This is a genomic window from Bacillus sp. G1(2015b) (assembly GCF_001482475.1).
GTDB classification, from domain to species: Bacteria; Bacillota; Bacilli; order Bacillales; family Bacillaceae; genus Bacillus; species Bacillus safensis.
The window spans coordinates 204,128-216,102 of record NZ_LKIC01000026.1; the positions used below are offsets into that span (position 1 = coordinate 204,128).

At 44.3% G+C, this 11,975-nt stretch carries 11 protein-coding genes; 10 read left to right on the top strand and 1 reads right to left on the bottom strand.

Annotation, left to right across the window (positions count from 1 at the left end; all coding sequences use genetic code 11):
- Positions 1-3 precede the first annotated feature (3 nt).
- The 7 genes from AMR95_RS12565 (at position 4) to cydC (ending at position 9,276) form a co-directional block, all read left to right on the top strand.
- The gene (locus AMR95_RS12565; protein WP_058838451.1) at positions 4-942 is read left to right on the top strand and encodes an ABC transporter substrate-binding protein; all 939 of its coding nucleotides are present in this window, start codon (positions 4-6) and stop codon (positions 940-942) included.
- A complete protein-coding gene (locus AMR95_RS12570) occupies positions 939-1,952 on the top strand; it encodes a FecCD family ABC transporter permease (protein ID WP_058838452.1) in 1,014 nt (337 codons plus the stop codon). The genes AMR95_RS12565 and AMR95_RS12570 overlap by 4 nt, the downstream gene beginning before the upstream one ends.
- A 7-nt stretch (positions 1,953-1,959) precedes the next feature.
- Positions 1,960-3,075, top strand: a complete 1,116-nt coding sequence (gene isdG, locus AMR95_RS19510) for a heme oxygenase (RefSeq protein ID WP_269199597.1) — start codon at positions 1,960-1,962, stop codon at positions 3,073-3,075.
- A 323-nt stretch (positions 3,076-3,398) separates the two neighbouring features.
- Positions 3,399-4,814 carry a cytochrome ubiquinol oxidase subunit I gene (locus AMR95_RS12580; protein ID WP_058838454.1) on the top strand — a complete coding sequence of 472 codons (1,416 nt, stop codon included), beginning with the start codon at positions 3,399-3,401 and terminating at the stop codon, positions 4,812-4,814.
- Positions 4,801-5,817 (top strand): cytochrome d ubiquinol oxidase subunit II, encoded by a 1,017-nt coding sequence (gene cydB / locus AMR95_RS12585; protein ID WP_041087628.1) that lies wholly within the window; start codon positions 4,801-4,803, stop codon positions 5,815-5,817. Before AMR95_RS12580 ends, cydB begins: the two co-directional genes overlap by 14 nt.
- Entirely contained in the window at positions 5,817-7,553 is a 1,737-nt protein-coding gene (gene cydD / locus AMR95_RS12590; protein WP_058838455.1) for a thiol reductant ABC exporter subunit CydD, read from the top strand. The genes cydB and cydD overlap by 1 nt, the downstream gene beginning before the upstream one ends.
- Positions 7,543-9,276 carry a thiol reductant ABC exporter subunit CydC gene (cydC, locus tag AMR95_RS12595; RefSeq protein WP_058838456.1) on the top strand — a complete coding sequence of 578 codons (1,734 nt, stop codon included), beginning with the start codon at positions 7,543-7,545 and terminating at the stop codon, positions 9,274-9,276. Before cydD ends, cydC begins: the two co-directional genes overlap by 11 nt.
- Before the next feature lie 53 nt (positions 9,277-9,329).
- On the opposite strand, the gene AMR95_RS12600 is transcribed toward cydC, so the two are convergent.
- Positions 9,330-10,340, bottom strand: a complete 1,011-nt coding sequence (locus tag AMR95_RS12600) for a pectate lyase family protein (RefSeq protein ID WP_442854365.1) — start codon at positions 10,338-10,340, stop codon at positions 9,330-9,332.
- 479 nt (positions 10,341-10,819) lie between these two features.
- Between AMR95_RS12600 and sigY the strand changes: the two genes are divergently transcribed.
- From sigY to AMR95_RS12615, 3 genes are read left to right on the top strand one after another with little or no spacing between them, the layout of a single operon-like run.
- A complete protein-coding gene (gene sigY, locus AMR95_RS12605) occupies positions 10,820-11,353 on the top strand; it encodes an RNA polymerase sigma factor SigY (RefSeq protein WP_058838458.1) in 534 nt (177 codons plus the stop codon).
- Positions 11,350-11,661: a YxlC family protein gene (locus AMR95_RS12610; protein ID WP_058838459.1), complete on the top strand. Its 312-nt coding sequence runs from the start codon at positions 11,350-11,352 to the stop codon at positions 11,659-11,661. The genes sigY and AMR95_RS12610 overlap by 4 nt, the downstream gene beginning before the upstream one ends.
- Positions 11,658-11,870 carry a hypothetical protein gene (locus AMR95_RS12615; RefSeq protein ID WP_039182469.1) on the top strand — a complete coding sequence of 71 codons (213 nt, stop codon included), beginning with the start codon at positions 11,658-11,660 and terminating at the stop codon, positions 11,868-11,870. The genes AMR95_RS12610 and AMR95_RS12615 overlap by 4 nt, the downstream gene beginning before the upstream one ends.
- The last annotated feature ends 105 nt before the right edge of the window (positions 11,871-11,975 follow it).

Consider the following 11,975-nt stretch of genomic DNA (forward strand, 5'->3'; position numbering starts at 1 on the left):
CGGTTGAAATTTTCACATGTGATCTTGGCGGGACTCGTCTTGATGCTTCTCCTCGGCGGATGCAGTCAGGCAGCACCTGTAGAGAAAGAAAGCGCGGCAGGAGCGCTGAAGATAAAGGATTTTACCGGAAGAACGCTGTCATTTGATGAATCCCCTCAGCGTATTGTCGCCTTATCGACCGGGGACTTGAGCATTCTATATGCTTTAGGCGGTGAGGCGGTCGGCAGGCCAACTGCCGAGTTACCAGACAGCTTACAAAAGGCAAAGTCCGTACAAACGATTGGCACAACGCATCAATTTGATGTAGAGCTGATCACAAGCCTACAACCTGATGTTGTGCTTGGAAATGAACAATTAAACAGCAAGGACATCTCGACAATAGAAGGAATTGGTTCACAGCTTCTTTTGACAAGCGCCAATTCAGTGAAGGACATCCAGCGCCAAATTTCGTTATTTGGGGAGTTGCTTGGGAAGCAGCAAAAGGCTAAAGCACTCAATGATCAAATTGATGAGCGGAAAAAGCAGGTCAAGCTGCCTAAGAAAAAAGTAAAAACACTCGTTGTGTACGGTGCACCCGGCACATATATGGCGGCGCTTCCTCAATCCTTAAGCGGAGATTTATTGCATATCGCCGGGGGTGCAAACATCGCTGAGAATGAACCGGCACTCGAAAAATTCCCTCAATACGCCCAAATCAATGCTGAAAAGGTGATACAAGCCGATCCTGATCTCATTCTGCTCATGACACACAGCAATCCTGAAGATGTGAAAGCGGGTTTTATGAGTGAAATGAAACAGAATGCAGCATGGCACGACGTATCAGCTGTCAAAAATGGCCGCGTGGAGATTCTGCCTAGTAATTTATTCGGGACGAATCCAGGCGCAGACGTCATCAAGGCGATTGATGAACTAGAAAAGAGATTGAAGCGATTGTCATCATGAAGGTGAATGCAGAGTTAGATTTTCAAAAAAGACAGTCGAGACGAAGGTGGCTGATACCAGGACTGCTTCTTTCGCTAGGTGTGGGCATATGTCTAGGGCTTGCATTAGGTTCGGTTCAATTATCGCTGCCAGATTTGATCGCTGCTTTGACGGGATCAGGCCAGCCTGTCCATGAAAAGATCGTCATGGATTTACGCCTGCCGCGCGTTCTCATAGGCTTCATCGTCGGGGCCTGTCTCGCAGCATCAGGAGCGATTTTACAAGGAGTCGTCCGAAATCCACTCGCTGACCCTGGCATCATCGGAGTGACCGCCGGCGGTGGATTAGCGGCTGTACTCAGCATGATTGTGTTTCCACAATTCACGTATCTGCTTCCAGCGGCTGCCTTCCTTGGCGCTTTATTAGCGGCACTCGTTGTGTATATCCTGTCGTTTGACCAAGGGGTTTCGCCACTGAAATTGATTCTGGCGGGAGTGGCAGTCAATGCCCTGCTTGGTGCGGTCATGAATGGGTTGATGGTGCTTTATAGTGAGCGTGTGCAGTCTGTTCTGCCTTTTTTATCAGGAGGATTAAATGGACGGAGCTGGCATCATCTGAGCTTTGTATCACCCTATGCGCTTGCCGGTTTGTGTCTTTGTTTTTTTGCGATCAAGCCCGCAAATCTTCTTTTACTTGGTGATGAGTCAGCGCAGCTGCTTGGCCTCAGAGTCGAGCGAACCCGTTTTTTCTTAATTGCACTGGCAGCGCTTTTGGCGGGTGCAGCGGTAAGCGTGAGCGGTTTAATTGGATTTGTCGGTCTTGTCGTCCCTCATTTTATCCGCCTTTTAATTGGAGATGACTACCGGTACCTGCTTCCGATCTCAATGCTTGGCGGCGGCGTACTTGTGGTCTTTGCTGATACAGCAGCACGGGTATGGTTTACACCGGTTGAACTGCCTGTTGGTATTCTGCTTGCCTGTATTGGTGCACCTTTCTTCCTCTATTTATTAAAAAAGAAAGGGAGGGGTTAAGTTGGATGTGATTGCGATGGATGACGTGAGCCTCAGTCAAGGAGGCTTTCGGCTGTCGTCTATTTCAGCAGCTGTGCCTAAAGGGAGTGTAACAGGAATTATTGGACCGAATGGGTCAGGGAAGTCGACGTTTATTAAAGCGGCCGCACGCCTTACGTCGATCGAAAGCGGCATGATTTATATTCACGATATCCCGCAAAAAGAAATGACAGCACAGGAGATTGCACAGGAAATCGCCGTTCTAATGCAGACGAGAACTGCCATCCCATCGATGACAGTACGTGAGCTGGTTGCACTTGGACGCAGTCCGCATCGTTCGATCTGGAAAAAGAGCTCGCAGACAGATCAGGAAGCGATAGAGTGGGCGCTTGATGTGACAAATAGCCGCGTAAATGAAAACAGGATGCTGCATACATTGTCAGGCGGAGAAAGGCAGAAGGCATATATTGCAATGGCACTGGCTCAGAAGACAGAGACGATTATTCTGGATGAGCCTACCACTTACTTAGATATTGCGCACCAGCTTGATTTACTAGAGCTGCTCAAACAGCTGAATGAAACGCATGGGATCACCATTTTAATGGTTCTTCATGACCTGCAGCAGGCAGCAAAATATTGTGACCGCCTGATTGCGATGAAGCGTGGTCAGGTTTACCAAATAGGGACACCAAACGAAGTATTAACAGAAAACTTTTTCAAAGAAGTCTTTGGGATTCAGGCAGAGGTTCACTTAGATGGAGAGCATCCGCTCATTATCCCAATCGCTTCGATCCAACAACAAAAGGGAGATGAATCAAACATGATCATTGTAAACAACCAGGTTAGAGTAGAAAAAGGCAGTGCAGACCACCTTGTCAAGCGTTTTAACAAGCAGGGACAAGTAGAATTCATGGAAGGATTTTTAGGCATGGAAGTCTGGGTCACACAGCAGACAACCGATTACGATGAAGTGACTATTCATACCCGCTGGAATCGAAAAGAAGATTTTGTGAACTGGACAAAATCTCAGGCATTTGGAGATGCACACGCTCATGGAAAAGCGAAACCTGAAGGACTATTAAAAAACAAAATTACGTATTATGAAGTGCAAGTCACAAGACCTGCATTACAGAAAAAAGCCTAAAAAAGAAACACAGCGCTGCGGTCCACATGCAGCGCTCTTTTTTTTGCGGTTTTTTATTTTCCGTCACATATTGTTGACAAAGTATTCAAATAACTGACACAATACCATCCAATTTTTAGGTAAAATTTACTTTATTTTTGAAGCGTATGGGTGTAAAGTACAGGTATAAATAACTAACCGAATGAAAATCAAGAGTAAAATTTCACCGAGTGAACCATTTCAAATGGACTTTTATTTGTGAATCATTGAACAAATAGTGAACATTTTGTGAAATGGTGAGCATGAATCATTCGGCATGTGAAAGTAAGGGAGGATGTAAGGCTGTGAGTGAGCTGTTTTTAGCAAGATTTCAATTTGCTTCAACGACATTATTTCATTTTATTTTTGTTCCTATGTCAATAGGTTTGGTGTTTATCGTCGCATTGATGCAGACCCTTTATGTCGTCAAGAAAAAAGACATCTATAAAAAGATGGCGAAGTTTTGGGGTCACCTGTTCTTACTTAACTTTGCAGTAGGTGTGGTGACAGGGATTCTGCAGGAATTCCAGTTTGGGATGAACTGGTCAGATTATTCAAGGTTTGTCGGTGATGTCTTTGGTGCACCGCTTGCCATTGAAGCGCTTTTGGCCTTTTTCCTTGAATCTACATTTATTGGACTTTGGATATTCGGCTGGGATCGTCTGCCGAAGAAAATTCATTTATTGTGCATTTGGCTTGTTTCCCTTGGTACGATCTTTTCGGCGTTTTGGATTTTACTCGCCAACTCATTTATGCAGGAGCCAGTTGGATTTGCCATTAAAAATGGTCGTGCAGAAATGAATGATTTTGGCGCTCTTGTGACGAACCCGCAGCTTTGGGTTGAGTTCCCGCACGTTCTGTTTGGTGCACTGGCAACAGGAGCTTTCTTTATTGCAGGAGTTAGTGCCTATAAAATGATTAAAAAACAAGAAATCGCCTTTTTCAAAAAGTCATTCCAGATTGCGATGGTCCTCGCTTTAATTTCTGGCTTAGGTGTGGCGTTCTCTGGACATGATCAAGCGAAGCATTTAATGAAATCACAGCCAATGAAAATGGCAGCAAGTGAAGCCCTTTGGAAGGATAGTGGAGATCCAGCGGCTTGGACACTATTTGCCAACATTGACACAGATAAAAAAGAAAACTCTGCGGAGATCAATATTCCGTTTGCCTTAAGTTATTTGGCTTATTCGAAGTTCAGCGGGGATGTTCCAGGTATGCTGACACTTCAAAAAGAATATGAAGCCAAGTTTGGCCCTGGAGACTACATTCCACCAGTGAAAACAACATTCTGGAGCTTTAGAATCATGGTTGGTGCCGGCATGCTGATGATTTTTGCTAGTATGATTGGCTTGTACTTAAGCTTTAGAAGGAAACTCGAAACAAACAAATGGTATTTACGCTTCATGGTATGGATGATTGCGTTCCCGTTTATTGCGAACTCAGCCGGCTGGATCATGACTGAGATCGGGCGTCAGCCGTGGACCGTCTTTGGTATGATGACGACGGCTCAATCGATTTCACCGAACGTATCGTATGGCATGCTGTTATTCTCAGTCATTAGCTTTACGGCGATGTATCTGATTCTTGCTATTGTGCTCGCTTACTTATTCATTCGAGAAATTAAAAAAGGTGCACATTCTGAAGAAGATACAGATCAAAAGGATGAAACGGACCTGTCTACAGATCCATTTGATGGAGGCGCATATCATGGCATATCTTAACGAGATTTGGTTTATTCTTGTCGCAGTATTGTTTGTTGGATTTTTCTTCTTAGAAGGATTTGATTTTGGTGTCGGGATGTCCATGCAGCTGCTTGGAAAGGACGCGCACGAGCGCCGTATTTTAATCAATACGATTGGTCCTTTCTGGGATGCGAATGAGGTCTGGCTGATTACAGCCGGCGGCGCTATTTTCGCTGCATTTCCTCACTGGTATGCCACGATGTTCAGCGGATACTATATTCCGTTTGCGGTTCTCCTCTTAGCGCTCATTGGGCGCGGGGTCGCCTTTGAATTCCGAGGGAAGGTTGAGAAAGCCTCTTGGATCAAGGTGTGGGACTGGGTCATCTTCTTTGGCAGTCTGCTTCCGCCATTTTTGCTAGGTGTATTATTCACGAGTATTTTACGCGGGATGCCAATTGATCAAGACATGAACATGTACGCTGGTTTTACGGACTTTGTGAATCTTTATTCAGTGATCGGCGGGGTAGCTGTGACAGTTCTTTGCCTGCTGCATGGCTTGATTTTCGTCACACTTCGTACAGAGGGTGACTTAAGAGATCGTGCAAGAAAACTAGGTCAGCGTGTCCTGCTCATTGCACTCCCTGTTCTTGTCATCTTTGTCGGTGTGTCCATCATTGAAACAGATATTTATACCGTACGCCCGATCATCACCATTCCGTTAACTGTGCTGATTGTGGCTTGTTATATAGCTGCTCTTGTTTTGATGAGAAAAGAACGTGATGGCTGGACATTCTTATTCACAGGCGCAGGCATCATGGTGACGGTGTCCATGCTGTTCACTGCATTGTTCCCGCGCGTCATGATTAGTTCAATCAGCCATTCATTTGATCTCACGATTCAAAACGCTGCATCTGGATCTTATTCACTGACGGTCATGACGATTGTAGCCATTTCTTTGCTGCCCTTTGTGCTTGGGTATCAAATTTGGAGCTATTACGTCTTCCGTAAACGTGTAAGCGGTAAGGAGCCAATGACCTACTAATGGATAAACGTTTGCTTCAACTAAAAGGAATGAGAGGGCTTCTTGCCCTCTTAGGTATTGTGTCACTCATCCAAGGAGCAAGTATTATTTTCCAAGCACAGTGGCTGGCACATGCCATTACAACGCTGTTTGACGGGAAAAGCCTCTCGCAGGCAACGCCATATGTCCTGCTGTTTCTTGCTGCCTTTCTTGTGCGGCACGGTCTCACCTTGATTCGGGAGAAGGTTATGTTTACGTACTCTTCCCGAATTGGAGCAGACGTCAGAAAGCAGCTGCTAGACCAACTTTTTCGATTAGGGCCTGCCTTCGCAAAGAAAAAGGGGACAGGTAAGCTTGTCACATTAGCAATGGAAGGAATTGCTCAATACCGTCAGTATTTACAGCTGTTTTTGCCGAAAATGGTGAACATGGCAGTGATTCCGGCAATGGTCCTTATCTATGTGTGGACATTAGATGAAACATCGGCCGTCATTTTAATTGTGACGCTGCCTATTTTAATTATTTTTATGATTTTGCTAGGCCTTGTTGCTCAGCGTAAAGCGGCTAAACAATGGAGATCGTATGAGAAATTATCCAATCATTTTACTGACTCTCTCCGCGGCCTTGAGACGCTTCGGTACTTAGGTATCAGCAAAAAACACTCCCGTAATATTGCGGAGGTGTCAAAGCGATATCGAAAAGCGACCATGAGCACACTGAAGGTCGCCTTTCTGTCATCGTTTGCGCTCGATTTCTTTTCCATGCTATCAATTGCAACCGTCGCTGTTTTTCTTGGCTTGCGATTAATTGAAGGAGAGCTTCTCTTATTGCCGGCTTTGACGGCGCTTATGCTGGCGCCAGAGTATTTCCTGCCGGTACGTGAAGTAGGAAATGATTATCATGCGACGTTAAATGGAAAAGAAGCGAATGAAGCTATGCAGGTCATTTTAGAAGAAAAGGGCTTTCGCACGCAGGAGACACAATTTGTGCAGCTGGACAAGTGGGATGCACAATCCGTGCTCACGCTGCAAGATGTTTGTGTCCAGCATGATGAACATGCCCCTTATTCCATTCAGGATGTAGATCTCACTGTCAAAGGGAAGAAAAAAATCGGCATTATTGGTGCCAGTGGTTCAGGGAAATCGACGTTAACCGATGTCCTTGGCGGCTTTGTTGAACCGTCTTCGGGTGAAATCACGCTAAACGGCCAGCCGCTTGTTCATTTACAGATGAAGGAATGGCAAAAGGAAGTTGTCTATATGCCGCAGCATCCCTATTTATTTCACATGACATTAAGAGAAAACATTCGTTTTTATGAACCGAATGCAACAGATGAAGAAGTGGAAAGAGCTGTGCATGAGGCTGGTTTAACTCAGCTTGTCACGCAGCTGCCAAATGGTCTGGATGAGGTCATTGGAGAACAGGGAAGAGGGCTAAGCGGCGGACAGGCGCAAAGAATTGCCCTTGCTCGAACTGTGCTGGGCCAGCGGTCGATTATACTGCTAGATGAACCAACGGCGCATCTCGATATTGAAACAGAGTACGAATTGAAGAAAACAATGCTTCCACTGTTTGAACATAAACTTGTGTTCTTAGCGACACACAGACTCCATTGGATGCCGGACATGGATGAAATCATTGTCATGGATCAAGGAACCGTCGCAGAAATGGGGACACATGAATCATTAATGCAAAGAAAAGGCGTGTATTATCAATTGGTACAGGAGCAAATGGGGGCGGTCACACATGATCAGTAAAGGCTGGTTTATACCTTATATCAAGGAGAATCGAAAGCTGTTTGCCTTGGTTTTATTTTTAGGAGCCATTGCGGTATTCTCTGCTTCTATGCTGATGTACACGTCGGGCTTTCTCATTTCAAAAGCCGCGACAAGACCTGAGAATATACTCATGGTCTACGTCCCAATCGTGGCTGTACGTACCTTTGGTATTTCGCGCTCTGCTGCCCGCTATGCAGAAAGGCTGGCGAGCCATCAACTCATTTTGACAATGATTGAAAAAATGCGTGTGCGTCTGTATGACATGGCTGAACGAAGTGCCAAACAGACAAAGCTGGGGACAGGTGAAATGCTTGGCCTCTTGTCAGATGATGTGGAGAGACTGCAGGATGCCTATTTAAAAACCATCTTTCCATCCATCGGTGCACTGCTTTTATATGCCGCATCCATTGGAGCACTTGGCCTTTTCTCATGGCCTTTTGCTGGACTGATGCTGCTTTATATGGCACTTCTCGTCTTCGTCTTCCCATACGTCACAGTGCTTGTGAACCGGGCAAGACAAATTCAAATGAAAAAAGGCAGAAATGAACTGTACAGCCATTTAACAGATGCAGTTATGGGCGTTAGTGACTGGCTGTTCAGCGGCAGGCAGAAAGATTTTGTTGATGGTTATGAACAAAAAGAAGCGCAGCTGTTAGCGTTTGAATCAGCCAAGCACCGGTTTATCCGCCTGCGCCAATTTTTTGCACAGCTCTTGATTGGAGGAGCTGTCGTACTAGTCGTGTATTGGAGCGGCTCGGTCGTTCAGTCAGGATCCATGTCACACACCCTGATTGCAGCCTTTGTGCTTGTGCTGTTTCCGTTAACAGAAGCCTTTCTTCCGCTGTCAGATGCGGCAGGTGATATCCCTGTCTATCAGCATGCTGTCAGCAGATTACATCATTATGAAAAGCAGTCATATGAAGGAGAAACTGAGAGCGAGGCAATGGATCAGTCAATCCTTTCTCACGATGAAGCTGTCTGTTTCGATCAAGTGTCCTTTCGGTATGACACGCATCAATATGTACTTCAAGACCTGTCCTTTTCTCTGAAGCAAGGGGAATCACTCGCACTATTAGGAAAAAGCGGTGCAGGCAAATCGACCATTTTAAAATTGTTAGAAGGGGCAGTCGTTCCAAATCAAGGAGCTGTCAGTATTCAAGGAAAACCGGTTCAAAGCATTCAAGAGAATGTGTCTGCCTATGTGTCTGTGCTCAATCAACAGCCTTATTTATTTGATACGACTGTTTTAAACAATATTCGTTTAGGATCTCCAGAGGCGACAGAAGAGCAGGTAAAAGAAGCAGCTAGACAAGTGCAGCTGCATGATTACATCGAGTCTTTGCCAGAAGGTTATCACACAGGTGTTCAGGAGACAGGGGTTCGATTTTCAGGTGGAGAAAGACAGCGTATGGCATTAGCTCGGATTTTGCTGCAGGATACGCCGGTTGTTGTATTAGATGAACCGACCGTCGGGCTTGATCCACGGACAGAGCGTGAATTGCTTGAAACCATCTTCCGTGTGTTAAAAGGGAAAACAGTTATTTGGATAACCCATCATCTGACTGGCTGTGAGGCGTGTGACCGCATCATGTTTATTGAAGACGGACGCATTGAGATGCAGGGTCAGCATCAGGTTTTACTAAAAGAAAACAAGCGTTATCAAAAGCTGTATGAAATGGATCGTCCTTTTTCTACAATATAAATGAAATGACAAGAACGTTCGGACAGGAAATCTCTGCCCGAACGTTTTGTGGTTTAAGGGTTTACTTTACCAACACCTGTATTTGAGATCACTTCTGATTTCACATTGTTCACGTTAAGCAAAGAGTAGTTATAAGGAGGGTTATACGTACCTGTTGAAGATGTTGGCAGACTGCCTGTGCTGTTAATATAAGAGTTGTTGATGACATGCCATGTTCCAACTTGACGGCTGTCCCAGCTTCCAATGGCATTATTGGTGTTTTCAAATACGTTGTGTTCTATTCTCATCTTTGCGCCCATACGTGAGTTAATCGCTGTTGCCAAGATGCCTTTATAATAGTTGTTATAGACATGGCCTTCCCCGAAGCGCATAGACGGTACACGAGAGTTCAGGTTTTCAAAACGGTTGTTGTGGAACGTAATTTTTCGATTATAGTTATCGTTATCGGAGCTGCCCATGAGCATTGTTTTCCAGCTGTCATGTACATAGTTCCACGAGAAGGTAATATAGTCAGAGTCATTTTTGACATCAAATAAACCATCGTAGTCATCCTTCCCAGAATTCAATGTGTTGTACAGTTCATTATGGTCGACCCATATGTTTTTAGAACCGCCTTCGATCCCGATTGCATCTTTGTCACCGATTTTGCTGTGGTGGATTTTCAAGTTGCGGATGATGATGTTATTGGCACGCCATACTTTAATGCCAATCCCATTAAATTCACCGTTCGTCCCTTTACCGACGATCGAAACATTATTTGTATCTTTCACATCGATTTTATTGGCTGATGTATTAGAAGGGGTAATCGTCCCGTCTACTACAATTTTTAATTTTTCGTTTGTTCCTTTATTTTTGAGGGCAGCCAATAATTCATTTCCAGTTTTGACTGTGACGGTTTTACCACCTTCACCGCCTGTTGTGCCGCCATTTAATGTGGAGAAGCCTTGTTGATTAAAGTTGGCCATAATAGAAGGGCTTTCTGGGTATTTGTTTGCTGCCTTTGCCTCCCCGTTTGGTGCAAATAATGAAGTGACGAGACCAACAGCTAATACACCGGCTAACATTGGAACTTTTCTCTTCAAAGTCAACATCTCCATTCTCTATTTTGTTTTAATGAAAACGTTTCCAAAATAAGCTGTGATTCACCCAATCCTCCTTCCTTCACAAGCATCGCCTCATTTGGAATGTAGGAAGAGCATAGCATGCAAAAAGGTATCATCGGCTAAGGATAGGCGCAGCGTATCCCATGATTTTCTAGGAAGCTAAGCCAATGATTATTTTATTTCATCTTCATGAGATAAGGACCATTGTCGATAGGTATGTGGATGACATCATGATTATGGAGAGGAGGCTCTCCATTTGCTAGAAAATCAAAACGCATCATTTTGTTAGAGAAGAAGGAATGCCATAATCATTACATAAGAAAAAATGGCATATAAAATGGGTTTCATAGAAGTTATGCTAAAAAATAAGGTCTATTTTAAACGGTATTGTCATTCGTGTCGTCTCATGAGTAAGAGAAGAAAAGAAAGGAGGGACGTGTTTGGAGCAGACAGAAGAGACATTATTGATTCAGCGGGCAAAACAGGGCGATGATGCTGCGTTTACAGCCCTTTATCGGCATCATTATTCCTTTCTTTACCGATATATGTTGAAGCTGACCCTTCAACAAGAGCTGGCAGAGGAAATCATGCAAGAAACGATGCTGAAAGCGTATATGAAACTTTCTTCATTTAGAGGAGATGCCTTATTTTCAACCTGGCTCATTTCGATTGCATCTAGGCAATTTTTAGATCACCAGAAGAAAAGAAAACGTGAACAATTGAGAGAAGGAAAAGCGAATCAGGAGGCCATACGCCGTTTCAAATGGAACGTTCAGCAAAAGGGGAACACATGGCATGACATGTGGGATGCTTTAAATGAATTAAAGGCTCAGGAGCGAGCACCCATTATTCTGCACTATTATTATGGCTTTACCTACCCAGAAATGGCTTCAATGCTCGGAATGAGAGAAGGCACTGTGAAATCGAGGGTTCATCATGGATTAAAGAAAATTCGAAAGGAGTGGGATGTATGAAGGAAGATCGTTTGACCGAACGTTTAAAAGAAGAGCTGCAGCAGCTAGATGAACAAATTGAAGTGAAACAGCCAAGTGAGCAGGCTGTCATGATGATGTTGAAACAGGCGAAGGAACAAGAGAAAAGGCGTTTTAAACAAGAAGTGCTGGCATACGTTTTGATCAGTTTGACCATTCTGGCACTCTTTGCAGCTGCCATTACCCATTTGCCTATCATCTTCATTCTTCTCCAAATAGTGAGCGTACCCATCTGCTTTATTGTTGGCTACAAGGAATATCAACATATCAAAGGAGGGTCTTCCTTATGAGTCAGACAGAAATGATCATCTTATTGTGCGTCTTGCCGTTATTGTTTGCACAGGGCTTTCTTTTATTTATGGATGCAAAGAAAAGAGGGCGTTACAAGTGGTTCTGGGGTATTGTCGGTCTCATTAACTTTCCATCGTCTTCTATTTTATATTGGCTTTGTGTCGTGCTACCTGATCGAAAAAGAGGCGGGAAGCTCCGAAAAGATTGAGTGCATCCGATCAAACTTTTGACCCTTTTTTCGTTGGAAAACAAGCTAGAAATTCATCATGATTCATGTATTTGTCAAAGAAAACGGGATGAGAAACATCCGCTT

What these genes read in the sequence shown, in the direction of transcription:
- AMR95_RS12570 (WP_058838452.1), top strand. Translation starts at nt 939, where the DNA reads ATGAAGGTGAATGCAGAGTTAGATTTTCAAAAAAGACAGTCGAGACGA.
- cydB (WP_041087628.1), top strand. Translation starts at nt 4,801, where the DNA reads ATGGCATATCTTAACGAGATTTGGTTTATTCTTGTCGCAGTATTGTTT.
- cydD (WP_058838455.1), top strand. Translation starts at nt 5,817, where the DNA reads ATGGATAAACGTTTGCTTCAACTAAAAGGAATGAGAGGGCTTCTTGCC.
- cydC (WP_058838456.1), top strand. Translation starts at nt 7,543, where the DNA reads ATGATCAGTAAAGGCTGGTTTATACCTTATATCAAGGAGAATCGAAAG.
- AMR95_RS12600 (WP_442854365.1), bottom strand. Translation starts at nt 10,340, where the DNA reads ATGTTAGCCGGTGTATTAGCTGTTGGTCTCGTCACTTCATTATTTGCA.
- AMR95_RS12610 (WP_058838459.1), top strand. Translation starts at nt 11,350, where the DNA reads ATGAAGGAAGATCGTTTGACCGAACGTTTAAAAGAAGAGCTGCAGCAG.
- AMR95_RS12615 (WP_039182469.1), top strand. Translation starts at nt 11,658, where the DNA reads ATGAGTCAGACAGAAATGATCATCTTATTGTGCGTCTTGCCGTTATTG.